Annotated in this window: 16 protein-coding genes and 6 pseudogenes; 21 read left to right on the top strand and 1 reads right to left on the bottom strand. The window is 35.9% G+C overall.

Features of this window, described 5'->3' with window-relative positions; all coding sequences use genetic code 11:
• Positions 1-7 precede the first annotated feature (7 nt).
• From AAGD99_RS08225 to AAGD99_RS08125, 21 genes and pseudogenes are all read left to right on the top strand, one after another.
• Positions 8-442, top strand: a pseudogene (locus AAGD99_RS08225) (terminase gpA endonuclease subunit); the annotation flags it as partial.
• A complete protein-coding gene (locus tag AAGD99_RS08220; RefSeq protein ID WP_114517459.1) occupies positions 443-667 on the top strand; it encodes a gpW family head-tail joining protein in 225 nt (74 codons plus the stop codon). It abuts the pseudogene before it with no gap.
• Positions 664-1,368: a glycoside hydrolase family 25 protein gene (locus AAGD99_RS08215; RefSeq protein ID WP_264735722.1), complete on the top strand. Its 705-nt coding sequence runs from the start codon at positions 664-666 to the stop codon at positions 1,366-1,368. Before AAGD99_RS08220 ends, AAGD99_RS08215 begins: the two co-directional genes overlap by 4 nt.
• Positions 1,365-2,769 (top strand): annotated as a pseudogene (locus AAGD99_RS08210) (phage portal protein). The gene AAGD99_RS08215 and the pseudogene AAGD99_RS08210 overlap by 4 nt, the downstream one beginning before the upstream one ends.
• On the top strand, positions 2,769-3,797 hold the full coding sequence (locus tag AAGD99_RS08205) for a S49 family peptidase (RefSeq protein WP_341823231.1): 1,029 nt from the start codon (positions 2,769-2,771) through the stop codon (positions 3,795-3,797). The pseudogene AAGD99_RS08210 and the gene AAGD99_RS08205 overlap by 1 nt, the downstream one beginning before the upstream one ends.
• A gap of 67 nt (positions 3,798-3,864) precedes the next feature.
• Positions 3,865-4,239 (top strand): head decoration protein, encoded by a 375-nt coding sequence (locus tag AAGD99_RS08200; RefSeq protein WP_341823129.1) that lies wholly within the window; start codon positions 3,865-3,867, stop codon positions 4,237-4,239.
• A 32-nt stretch (positions 4,240-4,271) separates the two neighbouring features.
• A pseudogene (locus AAGD99_RS08195) lies at positions 4,272-4,499 on the top strand (major capsid protein); the annotation flags it as partial.
• Between the two features lie 118 nt (positions 4,500-4,617).
• A pseudogene (locus AAGD99_RS08190) lies at positions 4,618-5,394 on the top strand (major capsid protein); the annotation flags it as partial.
• A gap of 354 nt (positions 5,395-5,748) precedes the next feature.
• Positions 5,749-7,086 (top strand): IS110 family transposase, encoded by a 1,338-nt coding sequence (locus AAGD99_RS08185; protein ID WP_264704179.1) that lies wholly within the window; start codon positions 5,749-5,751, stop codon positions 7,084-7,086.
• 90 nt (positions 7,087-7,176) lie between these two features.
• Complete coding sequence (locus AAGD99_RS08180) at positions 7,177-7,395, top strand: hypothetical protein (protein ID WP_341823128.1); 219 nt, start codon at positions 7,177-7,179, stop codon at positions 7,393-7,395.
• Position 7,396: 1 nt separating this feature from the next.
• Positions 7,397-7,919: pseudogene (locus tag AAGD99_RS08175) on the top strand (phage tail protein).
• Positions 7,916-8,398 (top strand): annotated as a pseudogene (locus AAGD99_RS08170) (hypothetical protein). The pseudogenes AAGD99_RS08175 and AAGD99_RS08170 overlap by 4 nt, the downstream one beginning before the upstream one ends.
• Entirely contained in the window at positions 8,385-8,849 is a 465-nt protein-coding gene (locus AAGD99_RS08165) for a phage baseplate assembly protein V (RefSeq protein ID WP_264735712.1), read from the top strand. The pseudogene AAGD99_RS08170 and the gene AAGD99_RS08165 overlap by 14 nt, the downstream one beginning before the upstream one ends.
• Positions 8,850-9,104 carry a PAAR domain-containing protein gene (locus AAGD99_RS08160; protein WP_264735711.1) on the top strand — a complete coding sequence of 85 codons (255 nt, stop codon included), beginning with the start codon at positions 8,850-8,852 and terminating at the stop codon, positions 9,102-9,104.
• A gap of 2 nt (positions 9,105-9,106) precedes the next feature.
• Positions 9,107-9,442, top strand: coding sequence for a GPW/gp25 family protein (locus AAGD99_RS08155; protein ID WP_341823126.1), 336 nt, complete (start codon positions 9,107-9,109; stop codon positions 9,440-9,442).
• Positions 9,443-9,444: 2 nt separating this feature from the next.
• Positions 9,445-10,245 carry a baseplate J/gp47 family protein gene (locus AAGD99_RS08150; protein ID WP_341823124.1) on the top strand — a complete coding sequence of 267 codons (801 nt, stop codon included), beginning with the start codon at positions 9,445-9,447 and terminating at the stop codon, positions 10,243-10,245.
• The gene (locus AAGD99_RS08145; RefSeq protein WP_341823123.1) at positions 10,245-11,405 is read left to right on the top strand and encodes a phage tail protein; all 1,161 of its coding nucleotides are present in this window, start codon (positions 10,245-10,247) and stop codon (positions 11,403-11,405) included. The genes AAGD99_RS08150 and AAGD99_RS08145 overlap by 1 nt, the downstream gene beginning before the upstream one ends.
• Positions 11,406-11,573: 168 nt before the next feature.
• The gene (locus tag AAGD99_RS08140; protein WP_341823122.1) at positions 11,574-12,293 is read left to right on the top strand and encodes an ankyrin repeat domain-containing protein; all 720 of its coding nucleotides are present in this window, start codon (positions 11,574-11,576) and stop codon (positions 12,291-12,293) included.
• A gap of 38 nt (positions 12,294-12,331) precedes the next feature.
• Positions 12,332-12,805: an ankyrin repeat domain-containing protein gene (locus AAGD99_RS08135; protein WP_341823121.1), complete on the top strand. Its 474-nt coding sequence runs from the start codon at positions 12,332-12,334 to the stop codon at positions 12,803-12,805.
• Between the two features lie 13 nt (positions 12,806-12,818).
• Complete coding sequence (locus AAGD99_RS08130) at positions 12,819-13,256, top strand: DUF2924 domain-containing protein (protein WP_341823120.1); 438 nt, start codon at positions 12,819-12,821, stop codon at positions 13,254-13,256.
• A gap of 2 nt (positions 13,257-13,258) precedes the next feature.
• Positions 13,259-14,743, top strand: a complete 1,485-nt coding sequence (locus tag AAGD99_RS08125; protein WP_341823119.1) for a recombinase family protein — start codon at positions 13,259-13,261, stop codon at positions 14,741-14,743.
• Positions 14,744-15,129: 386 nt separating this feature from the next.
• Here AAGD99_RS08125 and AAGD99_RS08120 read toward each other — a convergent pair whose 3' ends face one another.
• Positions 15,130-18,201 carry an ankyrin repeat domain-containing protein gene (locus tag AAGD99_RS08120; RefSeq protein ID WP_341823118.1) on the bottom strand — a complete coding sequence of 1,024 codons (3,072 nt, stop codon included), beginning with the start codon at positions 18,199-18,201 and terminating at the stop codon, positions 15,130-15,132.
• Between the last annotated feature and the right edge of the window lie 359 nt (positions 18,202-18,560).

The raw sequence follows: 18,560 nt of genomic DNA, 5'->3' as shown, positions 1-18,560 counted from the left end.
TTTAGGAATTGGTATTAGTAGCCCAAGTAGAGTAGATATAACAGTTGGTGGTCAAAAGCTGAAAAGAGGAATAAAGCTCTGGCCAGTAGGAGTATCGATATTAAAGTCAGAGCTTTTTCAGCTACTTAATGTTTTAAAAAACGGGGAAAAAGAAAAAGTGCCAGCAGGATATTGTCATTTTCCTGAGTATGCACCTGAATATTTTAAGCAACTAATGGCAGAGCAATTAGTCAGTAAAGTAGTGAAAGGATATACCAAACAAGAGTGGCAAAAGGTAAGAGAAAGAAATGAAGTACTAGATTGCCGAATTTATGCAAGAGCTGCATCGATAGCACTGGGAATAGACAGATGGCCAGAGAGTAAATGGAATAGTTTAAGTGAAAAACCAGAAAGTAAAAAATCAAAGAAAATAGTCAAAAGCAAATGGATCAGCAAGCAATAAATGTATAACGAAGATTATTTAATTCAAGTTGAACAAGCAATAAAGAAGCTTCAGAGTGGCGAAAGAGTGGTATCAATTGCATATGGTGACCATGTTGTGAGATATGCTGAAGTTCAGATAAATGATTTGCTCAGCCTCAGACAACGCATCAAAGGTGAACTAAAGATTGCTGGAATGAAGCCTAAACGAAAGATTATTTTTGCAACAAATAAAGGAGTTATATGAGGGAAAATTTTCTGAGAAAAGTTGTAAAAGAGGAATATTCTGAATTTTTAGAGCAATTAAAAACTTTTATAAAACTATGGGAGAATAGAGAGAGTCCAGTAAATGGAATAATAGATTTGTCACATTGGCAAGAAAATGTGGATTTTGAGTTAGCTAAAGAGAATGGTATAGTTGGAGTAATTCACAAGGCAACACAAGGGCTAAAGTATGTGGATTCAAAGTATGCGAAGAGAAGAAAGAAAGCTGAAGAAGAAGGATTACTCTGGGGAGCATATCATTTTGGCACAGAAGGAAACGGCAAGAATCAAGCTGATCATTTTCTAAAAACGGTAGGCGAAAGCAAAAATACCATACTTGCGCTGGATATTGAAGAAAACAAAAGTGGCAAAAATATTACAGTTAAGCAAGCTGAGGAATTTGTAAAGAGAGTTGAAGAAGTAACAGGAAGATTACCCCTAATTTATGGCAGTAGCTATTTTCTTAAGGATTTTGCCACGCCAACTTTGACAAAATGTCCATTATGGATAGCAAGCTGGAGAAAAGAGCTCACATTACCAAAAGGCTGGAATGATTGGATTTTATGGCAATATACTGACGGTAAAACAAGTCCAGAGCCACATGAAGTAGAAGGAATCGGAAAATGTGACAGAAATAAATTTAACGGAACTTTGAAAGAATTAAGAGAATTTTGGTTAGTATGATGCTGAAAAATTTCAAACAACTATTTAGTAAGCCAAAAATCAAAAGTTCTGCTTGGGATGCGTCAGGCTCAGGAAGAAGGGTAATATATTGGCAAGGAGAAGCGGGAAGCATAAATAATTTGCTTTCTCAAAGCCTTGAGCACCTGCGTAGTAGATCACGTGATATGGTGAGAAAAAATCCATATGCAGCAAATATAATTGATACGATAGTAAGTAACTCTATTGGAACAGGAATAAAACCACAATCAAAAGCAAGAGATGGAGAATTTCGAAAGAAGGTGCAAGAATTATGGCTAAGATGGACAGATGAAGCAGATAGTAACGGAGTAAGTGATTTTTATGGATTACAAGCTCTAGTATGCAGAAGTATGATAGAGGGAGGAGAATGTTTTGTACGCCTCCGAAATCGTAAACTCGAAGATGGATTTTCTGTACCATTACAACTGCAAGTACTTGAGTCTGAACATTTAGATAATAAAACAAATCAAACTTTAGGAAATGGTAATGTAATAAGAAACGGGATTGAGTTTAACAGGCTTGGGCAAAGAGAAGCATACTACCTATTTAAAGAACACCCTGGTGAAAGTATGTGTGGAGAATCAGTGAGAGTGCCAGCAAATGATGTTTTACATATTTATAGACCATTAAGACCTGGGCAAATCAGAGGGGAGCCTTGGCTTTCTAATATACTGCTGAAGCTTTATGAGCTTGATCAATATGATGATGCAGAGCTGGTGAGAAAGAAAACTGCAGCAATGTTTGCTGGATTTATTACGAGACTCGATCCAGAAGCAAATATCATGGGAGAAGGAAGCAAGTGAGCAAGGAGTAGCACTATCTGGCCTGGAACCTGGAACAATGCAGCTTTTAGACCCAGGAGAGGACATAAAATTTTCAGAGCCGTCAGATGTCGGTGGAAGTTATGAAGCATTCATGAGACAGCAACTGAGGGCAATAGCAATAGGTACAGGAATAACATATGAGCAGCTAACAGGAGATTTAACAGGTGTTAATTATTCATCCATTCGAGCAGGGCTGATAGAGTTTCGCAGAAGGTGTGCAATGTTACAGCATAACGTGATAGTGTTCCAGTTTTGTAGACCTATTTGGAATAGATGGCTAGAGTTAGCAGTACTTTCTGGAGAACTGAGTATAGATGAAAAAGTAGTAAAAGCAGCGAAAGAAGAAGTGAAATGGATACCACAGGGATTTGATTGGGTGGATCCGCTTAAAGACCAGCAAGCACAGCAAATGGCAGTAAGAAATGGCTTCAAAAGTCGAGCAGAGGTAGTATCAGAAATGGGTTACGATGTAGAAGAAATTGACCAAGAAATAGCAGAAGATCAAAAGCGTGCAAATAGTCTCAACTTAATGTTTGACTCTGATTGTAAAGGGTTATGATGCTCTTAGGAAAAGCATTAATGCTTGAACCAAGGAGTTTTGAGCTACTATCGCTATACAAAGAAAAACAGCCAATTTTCAAAAATCACTCCATCAAAAGTAACGTAGAAAGAACTGCAATTATAGCAATACATGGAATCTTGACAAAAAAGTCAGAAGCTTTTGATGAAATGCTCGGAATGACATCATATAATCAAATAGAAGTACAAATTACACAAGCAATAGAAGATAGTGATATAGAAACAATCCTGTTGGATATAGACAGTCCAGGAGGAGAAGTAAACGGTATATTTGACCTAGCTGATTTTATTTATGAATCAAGAGCAAAAAAGAGGATAATAGCGATAGCAAATGATGATGCATATTCTGCTGCATACGCTATAGCCTCTAGCGCTGAGAAGGTATTTGTGAGCAGAACCTCAGGAGTAGGAAGTATTGGAGTAATAGCAAGTCATATAGATCAAAGTGGATTTAATGAAAAATGTGGAATAAAATATACCACAGTATTTGCAGGAAGTAGAAAAAATGATTTAAACCCGCATGAGCCAATGACATCTGAAAGTCTGGAAAGCTTACAAAAAGAAGTAGACCGACTATATGAAATGTTTGTGCAGCTGATAGCAAGGAACAGAGGTCTTTCAATTGAAAAGATTCGATCAACAGAGGCAGGGCTATATTTTGGCGAGAGAGCAATAGAAATAGGTCTTGCAGATGGAATTACAATTCTTTCATCTATTAATAAAAACAGGAGTATTACTATGAATGAACAAACTACAACTGACCTAGAAACTGATAATTTAACTAAGTATCGTACTGAAGTTCTTGAATTAATACGTTTATGTAACTTATCACGAATGCCAGAAAAGATAGGAGAATTTATTGAGCAAAGCGTAAGTGTTGAGCAAGCCAGGGAAGTTTTAATGGAACTGCTAGCAGAGCGAACGAAGAAGACAGAAATACTGAGTGCAATACCACAGAATTCAGGAGAAGATTTAATGATACAGGTAGCAAGAAGTCGTAGGAGTTAAAGTATTTTTATAACCGCCGTATATAGCATTGATAAAAGCGGCGGTAAGTAGTTAAGGAGAGAAATTTATGAGTTGTATAATCGAACAAAATAATCTAGGTGACTTATTAAAGTATGAGGCATCAAGTCTATATTCAAGAGACCAAATAACTGTAGCGAAAGGTCAAAATATTAAACTTGGTACAGTAGTTGCCAAGAAGACAGATGATGGTTTTATTAGAGTGCTGAACCCCACTGGAACAGACGGCACACAAACAGCAGTAGGAGTAATTACAACCGATATACATAGCAAAGATTCTGATATGAAAGGAGTAATTATTACTCGCAGTGCAATGCTAGCAGATCATGCAGTTGTGTGGCCAGCAAATATCACTGAAGAGCAGAAAAATGCAGCAATAAAGCAACTTGAAGGACGAGGGATCATCCTTCGCAAGGGAGTTTAACTAAAATTAATAGGAAAAAAGGGAGAGAAAAAATGCAAAATCCATTTACAAATACAGCATTTAGCATGACGGCACTAACGAATGCGATAAATATATTGCCGATAAATTATGGACGAGTTGAAAATTTAAATTTGTTTCCAAGTAGGTCAGTAAGATTTAGACATATTACCATAGAAGAACATAATGGAGTTTTAAGCCTATTGCCAACGCAAATTCCAGGAGCACCAGCAACAGTAGGAAAACGTGGCAAAAGAAAGGTAATACCAATTCTCAATAATAATGAGACAAATGAAAAAGAGTGCTTTCCGCCTATAACTGGAGGTTTAAGTGAATTTATCGTATATTCTATTTGTCTTCCCAATAACGAAGTTTGGTATAAGAACATTTACGATTCCACATATTCCACATGATGATGTAGTGTTACCAGAGGAAGTACAGGGAATAAGAGCATTTGGATCAGAAAGTGAACTTAAAGCGCTGGCAGATGTAATAACCGATCATTTACAGCTAATGAGAAATAAACACGCAATAACATTAGAGCATTTGCGAATGGGAGCGCTAAAGGGAATCATTCTTGATGCTGACGGGTCAGAATTATTAAATCTGTACAACGAATTTGAAATCACGCCAAAAGTAGTAAATTTTGCCCTTGGAACAGCAACAACTGATGTAAAGCGTAAGTGTCTGGAAGTATTGCGGCATATTGAGGATAACTTAAGTGGTGAATATATGACAGGAGTTCATGCCTTGGTAAGCCCTGAGTTTTTTGATGCATTAACCTCTCACGTTAAAGTAAAAGAAGCATATGAAAGATGGCAAGAAGGTGCGGCGCTAAGAAATGATATGAGGTCAGGATTTGCGTTCTGTGGTATAATGTTTGAGGAATATAGAGGACAAGCAACTGATCCTGAAGGAACCGTGAGAAGATTTATAGAAAGGGATACGGGGCACTGTTTTCCAGTAGGAACAGCAAGCACATTTACAACATATTTTGCACCAGCAGACTTTAATGAGACAGTAAATACTCTAGGACAGCCACTATATGCAAAACAAGAGCCAAGGAGGTTTGATAGAGGAACAGATTTACATACACAGTCAAATCCTCTGCCAATGTGCCATCGTCCGGGCGTTTTGGTAAAAGTCGCCATAGCATAACATACTGGTAGAGTAACCACAAGTTGGTGAGGCACAAGAGGACTCTACTAGTATATACCTTATTAGCATACTTATGAAAGAATGCAAGCATCGAACAGACGAAATCTGTCAAATCAGAAAGAAACACACAAATTTAAGTTTTTAGTAGTTTTCAAGTATAGTTGTACAGGGAGCGCCTCTGCAGTTATGACCGACATTTTCAATGGTGCCTAAGTGCCCGTATGCAAGCATGGTTTTGGAAGGAACGGTCAAATCATTGATGGAGTCATTTAGACTACCTCGGTTAGGAGATTGTACTATCAACCGTTCCAAGCTGAAGCGTTTCCCTATTACAAATTATATGTAGGAGTTACCATGAAAAAAGCAAAAAGTAAATTAGAAATAGTGAATCCTAATGCAGCAGGAATAGACATTGGTTCAGCTGTACACTATGTGTGTGTACCTGAAGGAAGAGATGAACAACGCGTTCAGAAATTTGGCTGCTTTACTGAAGACCTTCATAACTTAGCACAGTGGTTGAAAAAGTGTAAAGTTACAACAGTAGCTATGGAATCAACAGGAGTATACTGGATTCCTTTATTTCAAATACTTGAGTCATACAAATTCGAGGTAAGATTGGTAAATGCACGGCATGTAAAGAATGTACCTGGTAGGAAGTCTGACGTTCAAGATTGCCAATGGCTCCAACAACTGCATAGCTACGGACTGCTTCATGGATCGTTTAGGCCAGATAATCAGATGTGTGTATTGCGCAGTTACGTGCGGCAACGCAAAAATCTCACTGAAAGTGCATCTACACATATTCTGCGTATGCAGAAGGCATTAATTCAAATGAATATACAATTACACAAGGTTATTAGTCATATTACTGGGATAACTGGTATGAAAATCATTGAAGCTATAATTGAAGGCGAAAGAGATTCTGAAAAATTAGCAGAATTCAGGGACGTGCGAATGAAAAATGATCAGTCTACTATTGCAAAAGCGTTAGCTGGTGACTATAGAGAGGAACACTTATTCACGCTAAAGCAAGAATTTGAATTATATAATATTTATCAAGAAAAAATAGCAGAATGTGATAGAAATATTGAAGCCTATTATAAAACGTTTGAAACAAAGTCTTGTGAAAGCAAACAGCTAAGTAAGCAAAAGAATAAAAATAGCAAAAGTAAGCCAAGCTTTGCTTTGTATGAGGAACTGCACCGAATAACTGGTATGGATTTCACTAAAATTCCTGGATTTGATGTATTAAGTATACAAACCATAATTTCAGAAGTTGGTATAAACCATAGTAAATGGCCAACAGAAAAGCACTTTTCGTCGTGGTTGGGACTCAGTCCTGCTAATAAAGTTACAGGGGAAAAAGTGTTTAACACAAGAACACGTAAAGTCATTAACCGTGCTGCGAATGCTTTGCGAATAGCTGCTCATTCTGTAGGAAATAGTAAAAGTGCGTTGGGTGCATACTACAGAAGATTGAAAAAACGACTAGGAGCACCAAAAGCAATAACAGCTACTGCAAGAAAAATGGCATGCATATTTTATAGTATGCTCAAATACGGACAGGAATATGTAGAAAAAGGAATGGAATACTATGAAACACGCTATAAAGATAGAACTGTAAAAAATTTGATCAAAAAAGCGAGCGAATTTGGCTACATATTAGTTCAACAAGAAGAGTTAGTTGAGTGAGTTTCTTAGGAGAATATTAAGAGATTATTAAAAGATTGTTTTGCCCATTTAGGAGAAGTAGCTTTGTATGAGTCGAAAAATAAGGCGTACATGGTACAAGTATTAAAGCAACAGCCAGATAAATTATACGAGATTGGTGAAGGACAATTTGTAGGAGAAACTTTAGTGTTGGAAGTAAGTGCATTTGATGTACTGCAGCCAATGGTAGGAGATATTTTTGTTATAGGTGATTGCAAATACAAAGTACACACACCACCACTTAGAGATAAATCTGGAATGATCTGGCGAATCGAAGCATCTGGGGTGTAAAATGTCTATTCATATAGAAGTTAATAGTAATAAGGTAATAGATAGTGTAAATGCTAAAAGAGGAAAAATAGAATTAGCAATAGTGGGAGCATTAAACAGAACGGCACTATGGTTAAAAGCGCAAGCAGCTAAGGAAATCAGTGAGGAAAAGAAGATAAAATTGACGGTAATGAGAAGAAGGCTAAGAATTTTTAAGGCGAAAACTAGCAGATTAGACGTGTTAATTAGGGCAAATCTCTATGACATTAGAGCATCGACAATCGACAATTGGCAAAATACAAAAAACAAGAAGAGGATTGAAAGTAGGAAAGCACCAATTTATAGGAGGATTTGCAGCAGTTATGCCAAAAGGAAATAGCGGTATTTTTAAGCGTGAAGGAAGAACAGCATTACCAATACAAGAAGTAAAGCTACCAGTGGAACCAGAAGGCTCAAGAATAATAAAAGACCTTGTTAATTATGAGAGTGAGAGAGAGTTTGAGAAATACTTTAAGCATGAGCTAAACTATATTTTAAAGATATGACAAAGTTCTGGACAGATTTACATCAAGCAATTTGTACTAGACTGAAGGAAGAAATCCTAAATATACAAACATGCGAAGTATACCCGACGATAAGAAAAGAATTGTTAGCACCAGCGGTTTTTGTGGAACTTAGCAGTCTTGAAAAAGGACATGATCCAGGAACAGAAGAATTAGCGTTGAAAGCAAGATTTGAAGCACGAATTGTGATTGATAGCACAATAGAAAATGCAGCTATTATTGTCAGAACACTAGCTGCTGAGGTTGCGAGAGTAGTAAATAAAAATACTTGGAACGTGAAGAATGTTTCGCCAGGAGAATTTATATCAGGAGGAGGAGATGATTTTAGGCCAGAGTTAGATGCGTATTTAGTGTGGTTGATTGAGTAGGTGCATACAATACACGTAGGTCGATCTATTTGGGAAGAAGGAAAATTTAGGCCACACAAAATAGAAATAGGTGAAATAAATGTTAGAAAATAATTTTGCAATTTCGGAGTTACAGAGGAAAATGGCCAACATTGTTCGTATAGGAGTTGTAAAAGAAGTAGATTATGAAAAAGCAAAAGTAAGAGTGAAAATAGGAGAATTTTTAACAGATTATTTACCGTGGATAACGATGAAAGCTGGAGAAGATAGAAGTTGGCTTCCACCTAATATTGATGAGCAGGTGATAGTATTGTCGCCATTTGGGGAATTATCATTAGGGGCAGTGCTGGCTGGAATATATCAACAGAAGTATGCTGCCCCAGAGAATAAAAAAGAAATAAATAGTGTGAAGTTTCAAGATGGAACAAGATTGTTATATGATAAAGAGAATCATCATTTAGAGATTAAAGTAGTAGACAAAATAACATTGAAAGCTGGGGGATCGAGCATAGAGATGACGAAGAGCGAAATAAAACTGAAAGCAGATAGAATAAACCTTAATTAAATGAATAAATCGGTTGTGCGATTAGGGGATTATTGTGGAGAAGCAACACCGCATTTTTGCATTAGTGGGAGTAACAATGTTTTTGTAAATGGTAAGCCAACGTGCAGACAAGGAAACAGTTTTAGTGAAGGAAAAGTAATGATTCAAGGATCAAAAACAGTATTTGCAAATGGCTATGGTGTAGGAAGAGTAGGAGATATAGTTTCATGTGGGTTTAAAGTAATAAAAGGCAGTAAAAACGTGTTTGCAGGCTAAAAATGAAAGGAATGGATGCTAAAACAGGAAAAGCGTTAGAAGGAATAGAGCACTTAAAGCAGTCGATAATTGATATACTGACCACCCCTATTAACAGTAGAATAATGAGAAGAGATTATGGTTCAAGACTATTTGAATTAGTAGATAAGCCAATAAATAGAGATTTAACACTTGAGATATATGCAGCGACAGCAGAAGCACTGGAAAAATGGGAAAAAAGATTTAAGTTAGAAAAAGTAAAGATTGCTGAAGTTAAAGAAGGAAAAATGACTCTTGTACTAGAAGGTATTTATCTTTCAGAAGGCAAATTCATAGATATTAGTGGAATAGTTGTTTAGAAATGCAGACATCTAATATTATTGAAAAACTAAGCTATGAGGAAATATTTTCGAGAATGAAGGAAGAGCTAGTCAGTAGAGATGAAACCTTTTCAGCATTAGTAGAATCCGATCCAGCAATGAAGGTTCTGGAAGTAGCAGCGTGGAGAGAGTTGTTACTCAGACAAAGGATAAACGAAGCTGTAAAGGGTAATTTACTTAAGTTTGCAACAGGAGAAGATCTTGATAATTTAGCTGAGTTTTGTGGAGTAGAGAGGCAGAAAGAAGAAGATGACGAACGATTTAGAAAAAGAATCAAAGCAAAAATAAAGGGGTGGTCAACAGGAGGAAGCAAAGAATATTATCGTTATCATGCACTTTCGGCAGATAGAAGAGTAAAGGATGCATTAGTAGAATCACCTATACCAGGGAAAGTACAAATTTCGATCTTATTCACAGAATTATCCACAACCAGCATAGCGTCAGAAGAGCTACTTGAAATTGTAAAAAAGCAGGTTACTAGAGATGATATAAGGGTTTTAACAGATACAGTAACAGTAATTGGTTGCAATATTACGGAAATAGATATTCACAGCAGAATGAGCATAAGTCCTGTAATATCAGAGGAAGAAATCAAGAAGCAGTTCATCAAGAAGTTTGAAGCAAATAGAAGGCTGGGATGGGATGTTACAAGATCGTGGATAATAGCGAATTTGTTTGTGGAAGGGGTGGAAAACGTAGAATTAATAGAACCAAAAGAGGATGTTGTGGTTCTGGGAAATGAATGTGCAAATTTGAGAAATTTAAAGATTGAGTTGAATTAATGTTACTGCCACTAAATGCAATAAAACAGGAAAAAGCGCTAGTAGAAGCAACAGATTACAAGGTTAATCCAGGCTGTATAAGAGGGTTTAAATTTAGATTAGAAGAAAGAATATTACCTTGGCTAATTGAGGAATATGAATTGGGGGCAATTCTGCGCTGGGTAAAAGATAAAAGAAGAGCTATAGTAGAAGGAGTAAAATTTCAAAGACTGCGAGGAACACCTGAATCACTTGAAATAGCACTAAAATGGGCAAATATAGAAGACATTACAATTATCGAAGAACCACCTGGCAAGCACTTTTTTGAATTGCAGATAGGAATAAAAGATGTACCAAATGACTTTTTTGTAGATGCAGTTGTGGAACTTGCGAAACTATCGTTACCCGTAAGATCGCGGCTAATGAGGATTTTCAATGATCACTACAACGTTGATAGGTTTATTTTAGATGAAAGCTTTTTTGGAAGTTTGTTATCGGATTACTCAGGGATAAAAATTGAAAAAGATGGACCAGTATTATCATTTGGAAGAGTAAATTTTTTCAGATTTAGTGGTACATCAATTAAGGTTATAGAGAGTTATCTACGCAACCATTATGAACAAGCGCTTAGTAATGACATATATCGGTTAGATGCAGCAGTGCTTGGGGAAACAGAGCCTCACACAAAGGATTACAAAGGCATCTATGAAAGAAATCATCAGTGGTACAATTTAAAAGCACTATATCCACTACCACAGAGCTTATTACCATCGATTAAATTTGCTAAAGCGCAGATAGTATTATCGGACAGTTGGAACTTAGGAGAAATAAATGCGTGCTTTCCAGTTAGTAGTGTAGAGGAAAGAGGGAATAAATTTGTATTGGGAAGCGATAAACTGTCTGAACAATTTTGGAATTTAAAACATAAGCCAATTTTAGAAAGGTTTAGCGTTACTCACCACTACAAAGTAGAAAACTATACAGATCAGAAGATTACAAAATATGGTTTAGCAGAACACAATATTAAGTATGAAAACGATTTAGATTCAGAGCAAAAAGACTCAATACACGAATTAGAAAAGCACATTTTAGTATTTTACCCAGGAGTACTAAAGTGGCATGAACATCGACATTTGCACAGAAGTTGGAAAAATAGTCAAGTAATATCTATAATAAGTTAAGTACTTATATTTAGATACTCATATATTATATTAATAATAGGTAAAAGTGTATGAAATAAAAAGAAAAAGACTTGCTTTCTCATGCTAAAAAGGACATGACTTGAATAGCAGCAGGTAAATATAAGAAATTTATCTGACGCTAGAAAAGCTAATTTTGTGAGGTATGAAATGAGTTTTAGCAAGAGTAAGTTTTTTAAAGAAGTATCAAGTAACGGGTTTAAAAACATTAATAAAAGAAATGAAGAAGGAGAGACGATATTGCACCAAGCAGTAGAAATCTCCAATTACAAAACAGTGAGATTATTAATAAAAAAAGGGGCAGAGGTAAATGCAAGAGATAAAAATGGTTATACACCACTACACTGTGCAGTATTTGCGAAAAGCTTAGAAAATGTAAAAGTGCTGCTAAGGTCGGGAGCAGAAGTAAATGCCACTCAATATGTCAGTGGATGTACGCCACTCCACTCTGCGTGCAAAATAGGAGGAGCAGGAGTTGAAATAATAAAAGAGCTAGTAAAGGCAGGGGCTGAGGTTAATCAACTGAATAAATATGGTGCAACACCAATGTATTACATCTGGGAAAGTGAAAAGTATCGTCTATGTGATAGCAAAGAAAGTGAAAAGGCAAGTAAATTTTTGAGAGAAAAAGGAGGAATAACAAAAAGTAGAAAACTGACGTGCTATGGAATAGAGGGGCTAGTGGGAGAAATAGCAGACATGTTGGATAGGAGCTATATGCCGGAGCTAAAAATAATAGAGATAGGAGAAATAAGGAAGAGAGACAAATCACTAATAAAGGAAGAATGTCAAAATTTAGCAAGCAAAATAATGAGCCAAGTGAATGAAATGATAGATGAGGTAGAAAATGTAGTAGGAAGAAAGGCTTAAAAAGGGGACTTGATTTTAAAGAAAAGGTGAGGTGGATTATGTTAAAGCTTGGCAAATTTAATAAATCAGTAAAAGAATTATTAGAGAACTCATTTAAAAGTATTTATGCAAGAGACGAAAAGGAAAGAACAGCTCTGCATTATGCAGTAGAAGCAAAAACAGTGAAGTTATTAGTCGAAAAAGGAGCGAATGTGAATGCAGCAGATGCAAGAGGATATACAGCACTGCATCTAGCGGTAACGGAGAAACGCCTAGAAACCGTGAGAGAATTGATAAAGTCAGGAGCAAATGTAAATGCTGAAGAGTATGGCAATAAATGCACTCCATTGCACCTTGCATGTATGGTAGGTGAAAAAGAAATAGTGGAGGAGCTAGTAAAAGCAGGGGCTGAAATAGAGCAAGCAGATAAATTTGGAATGACAGCAATGGATTATGCAAAAAATAGCAAAGAGATAACCAAGATATTGAAGAAAGAAACAGACAGAATTGAAAAGTTATTTGAGAAATTGTGAGAGGCTAAAAGATATGGAAAAAAGTGTAGAAATAGAAAAGAAAGTAATGAATTTAGAGAAAAAAGCGTTGGTAGAGTTGAGGAGAATATGGAAGAAGGTATATGGGGAAGAAGCGCCTAGATACTCAAAGAAATATCTGGTACCAAGATTAGCATATAGGTTGCAAGAGGAGGCGTATGGAGAAATATCAAGAAAAGGTTCAAAAAGACTAGAGTATCTGGCAGATCGGCTAGAGAAGGGAAAGAGAATAAGTAGTGACAAACTGCCAGTAGAAGGAACAGAGCTAATATTAGAGAGAGGGGAAGAGACTCACGCGGTAATGGTAACAGATAAGGGTTTAATCTACAGAGAAGAGTTTTACACGTCATTGTCGGCAGTAGCAGGGGAAATAATGGGAATGAGTTACAACGGACCTTTATTATTTGGAATGCGTGATAAAAATGGAAGTTGAAAATGCTACAAGAAGTAAGATGTGTGATATATACAAGAAAATCAAATGAGGATGGGCTAGAACAAAAGTTTAACAGTCTTGATGCGCAGCGAGTAGCATGTGAAAAGTACATAAAGAGCAGAGAAGGCTGGGTAGCATTGGCCAAAAGGTACGACGATGGAGGTTTCTCAGGAAAGAACTTAGAAAGACCAGCGATAAAGGAATTGTTTGAAGATGTAAAAAAAGGAGAAGTAGATTGTGTAGTAGTATATACGCTAGATAGATTATCAAGAGAAACAAAAGACAGCATTGAAGTAACATCATTTTTTAGAAGGCACCGAGTAAATTTTATAGCAGTAACGCAGATATTTGACAATAATACGCCAATGGGAAAATTTGTACAAACGGTATTGTCAGGAGCAGCACAACTAGAAAGAGAAATGATCGTAGAGAGAGTAAAAAACAAAATAGCAACATCAAAAGAACAAGGTCTATGGATGGGAGGAACTTTGCCGCTTGGATATGATGTAAAAGATAAAGAATTAATAATAAATGAGAAAGAAGCAAAAACAGTGAAACATATATTTGAAAGATATTTGGAGCTGAGATCAATGGCAGAATTGGCAAGAGAATTGAATAATCAAGGTTACAGAACGAAATCAGATATCTTTAAAAAGGCCACGGTAAGGAGAATAATAACAAACCCAATATATATGGGAAAAATCAGGCATTATGAGAAACAGTATAAAGGAAAGCATGAAGCAATAATAGAAGAAGAAAAGTGGAAAAAAGCACAAGAATTGATAAGGAATCAGCCATATAGAAAAGCAAAATATGAGGAAGCTCTGCTTAGAGGAATAATTAGGTGTAAGAGCTGTAGTGTAAATATGACGCTGACGTATGCAAAGAAGGAGAATAAGAGATATCGATATTACGTATGTAATAACCACTTAGGGGGAAAGAATTGTGAATCAATAAACCGAACAGTAGTAGCCGGAGAAGTGGAAAAAGAAGTGATGAAGAAAGCGGAAGATTTATATGAAAAATGGGGAGAAAAAGCGGAAGAGTGGAAAAATTTAAGTTTTGGAAAGCAAAAAGAAGTAGTGAAAAAGTTAATAAAGGGAGTAATGGTGAGAGAGGATGGAATAGAGGTGCATTCTGAATCAGAGGAAAAATTTATACCAATAAAAAAGAAAGGAAACAAATGCACAGTAGTAGAGCCAGAAGGAAAAACAAACAATGCGCTACTGAAAGCAGTGGTAAGAGCCCATCTGTGGAAACGGCAACTAGAAGAGGGAAAATATGCAAATATAAAAGAGCTGAGTGCAAAAATTAATATAGATACAAGACGTATACAGCAAATTTTAAGGCTGAATTATTTAGCTCCGAAGATTAAAGAAGACATAGTAAATGGGAGACAACCGAGAGATTTGAAATTAGTTGATTTAAAAGAAATACCGATGCTGTGGAGTGAGCAATTAGAGAAGTTTTATGGTCTTAATTTATAAAAGCAACAGTATGTGCCAGAAGGAGCTGCTAAAAAGGGCTATGCCAAAAGATGTTGAGATTGATGTAGAAGAGCAAATCAATATAGGTGATGAAGATTTTAGCATATTGGATACAACAGTGATAGAAAATGTATCCAATTTTAGCTGCATATTTTAATAGTGGATTTGAAGAAAAATTCTGTAAACATCAAAAAAGGCAATACTCTAAACCCCAGCACACAACTCCAGAAAGTAGTACATGTGGAGCAATCTATAGCCTCCTTGAATCTGAAAGTGTACTTGAAAATTCATAAGCATTAAGTAAACTTTTTAAATAAAATAATTTCTTCCTTAACTTACTAAATAAACTTCCTCCATCATTGCTGTGTAACAAGTCATATACAAAGCTATGGTCTACTTACAAGCAGTGCCTTATGTTGATGAGATGCTTTTTCTATCTTTAACTCATCCATACTATAGCTTGGCAAGCTTGAATAGCATAAGGAATCTTTTTGTTCTTGCGTTTGTTTTGCCAAGACCTTATTTCTATAAAGTAGGGGTTGAAAATGATCATGGCCTCCATTTACCATATGTAAGACACTATTGTGATTACAATCTATCTTACCTGCTTTTGATCCTGAGCTATCTATTAACTGATGCAAGAACGGATCTTGTTGCTTATCAGTAGTGTGCAATGAGTTACTCTCTGCAACATGCAATTTCACACCATACTTACCACAAAGTACTCTGCCCTCGATATCGGAACGTCCCCAAAATTCATTCTTTCCAATGCTATTGATATATTGGTTACACGTAATTCCACGATTTACGAACTCACCTTCAACCTCATCAAAGTCATTGCCAATTTTACTTATAAACCACTCTGGAGGATTGTCTTGCGCAAATCTCTTACACTCATTCCTTAACTGCTCTACAGTAACTTTGATTCCCTTCTGTTGTTCTAGACTTTGCCTGAATGAATCAAAAAAACAGCTTCCATTATTGATTGCGTGCCCTAAATAGAAGTCATTAGGTACGTTTGATTTTTGCTCTTTATCACCTTGTTTTTCTGCCTTTTCAGTATCTTCTTTCTCTAAATTAAAAATCCCATTCCAATTGTATCTACCTTCTAGTCCTAATCTTTTACTCTCTCTTTCTGCCGCGTTAACTAAATCTATTTTAGAAATATTCTCTTTTTCTTCAGATAACCTAGATAGAGTTTTAAAGATATCTATCAGATGAGTTTTTATGTCAAAGCTCTTCTCCTTTTTAACAATACTAGATTCAATATTACGTAAATCTTGTAATAACTTATGCCTTCTAGCAATTTCCTCCATAGAATCCCTTCTTAACTCTTCACATCCTGTCCATTTGTTGTTAGACTCGCTTATTACTTCAGGATGCATCAATTTTCCAGACCTTTCAAAATATCCCTGTTCAATAGCATCGTAGACACAACAATTACCAAGTTCACAATCCTCGCCTAGCTCTTCTTCATGATCCTTGAATTTTTTCAATACTTCTTCTTTATTATTCACCTTTACTATAATTTTGCTTTTATCTTGTACGTCAGGATACAGTCTAACGTCTATCTTTCCCAAACTAGTATAGAAAGTTAATACTATATCACTACCTTCTGCAAGATCTGTGTAATTTCTTATGCCATTTTCTGTTGTAATTTCTACTTCACTTTTACCGATCTTTATTACATCTCTTCCACATTCTATACTTTCCTGGGTTAGCCCTAACTTCCCATTTGTGATCTTTGCAATGTCTATTATGCTGTTTTCCGAGTATTCTAAGTAAAGAGTAGAGTTATCCAGTTTTGCATCTTTTACCTCACCAGTAGCTGCACTTTTAGCAATTTCCATGAATTCTAGGACACAACTCCTATAATCTGCATAAGCTTCTTTCGTATTAATTTTGTGGTCTTCAAATTCTGATTCGAGTTTGTTAATTACGTCCATACTACTTGCGTTATATAATACTGCTCCCCTTGATATTAACTTACATATTATACCACTAGCAACTTTAGGATTCTTTCCTAATTTACTAATCTTTTTTATTACGTGATCTGTAAAATTATATACTTCTCTACTTTGAGAGGACCGTATAGAAAAATTAAACCTCACTCCGGACTCTATAGCTTCGTTTACAACTTTTTCCAGTTGATCTATATTTTTAACCTCAGATACTTTACCTAAAAACGTACTCAACTTTCTCCGCTGACTTGGTATTAATTTGCTCCCTAAAACCCCAAATTCTGGAAAGCATTCTTCCCTGATATAACCTAACTCCTTTGAATCACTTGCTCCTGCTTCCAAAAGTAAGTTTTCTACTTTAGTAATGCCTTTATAACCAAGAAAAATATTTCTTAGGTATTCAAGTGCCTCAGATGCTCCTCCACTCCCTCGAATCTTTAAAACGGTCTTTAAATCTTGGTCATTTTTGTGCTTACTAAAAAACTCTTTTAGATCATTAGTAAGTTTAACAATGCGATCCGAATAATCTTTGCACTGAAGATGATAGTAGTTCTCACTAAAAATATGATTTAACTCTTCCCTCAATCTCTTTTGATTGTCAGGCAGAAAGCACTTTTCAATCTCATAGTGATGATTATCGATTGCAACCTGTAACGCAGTCTTTTTCTGCTTGTCACGTATATCGGGATCAGCTTTGTTCTTTAGGAGTAAATCTACTTTGTTATCTGCCCACTCGTCATGCATACCAAATTCAGCAATATGGTGCAAAGGTGTTTTCCCTTCACTATCTTGCATATTGGGATTAGCTCCGCTCTTTAGGAGTAAATCTGTACTTTCATCACTATAATCATCATTAATAACAACATAATGCAAAGGCGTTCTCCCTTCACTATCCTGTAAATTGGGATCTGCTCCTTTTTTTAGGAGAGAAGCTACACTACAAGGACCACTAGCGGAATGTAAGGGTGTCTTTCCCTTGTCATCTTTTACATTAGGATCGGCTCCTGCACTTAAGAGTAAACCCACAATAGAATCATGCTCTTTGCCTTCCCGAGCTATACTCGATACCGCATGTAATACTGTAAAGCCAGATTCTCCTCTTCTGAGGTTAAGAACAGACTTTAGATCTGGGTTACCCCTATTGTTTTTTAAAAACTTCTTAAGTCTTACAATATAACCCTCGCTTTCATAAGCAGAAAGAGATAGGTAGACATTGAGAATGCTTAATAGTTCTTCATTTAACTCCTCTTGACTTTCTGTCAAAGTTGCGTTAAAAAACCATATACTCGTTAAGTCATCAAATAAAGAGCATGCAGGGAGTGGTGAATAGTAGTAATGAGGGAATAATTTCTTTTTAATTAATTCATACTCATTATCTACTTGCTCTTTCTCTAGGTTTTTTGATGCATCTTCCAATAAATAATCAGCTTCGTTTGTTTCTGAACTTCTTTCCTTGCTGATAACCTTACTAAATGTTTCAAAACTGCTGATTGACATATTTACCTCTAGCCTATAAAAACATGTTGCATGTAGTATGCAGCGTAAGTAAAACTAATACAAGCATAATTTTTCACTAAGATACTCTGCATATTAAGAAGAGAACTTATATCCCTTCTGTACACGCTTTTCTTCAACTTGACGCTGTGATTTTCTATGAATTCGCCTTCTTTTGGACTTGCTACATGAGTTCCTTTTACTTATCTGTAAGCGATTGTGCAACAAAGCTAGACTTACATAAAAAAATTTCTAGTTTACTATTATTATAATAATAGTTAATTTAAGGCATGGTTCGTAAATAATTTGTAAAGGAACAACACCTACGCAAAGATCTAGTTTTAGCAAAAGTTAGAAGCATT

The sequence above is a fragment of the Wolbachia endosymbiont (group A) of Clivina fossor genome (genome assembly GCF_964026865.1).
Lineage (GTDB): Bacteria > Pseudomonadota > Alphaproteobacteria > Rickettsiales > Anaplasmataceae > Wolbachia.
The sequence above is the reverse complement of the archived record's forward strand: the minus strand, read 5'-3'. Positions and strand labels throughout refer to the sequence as shown.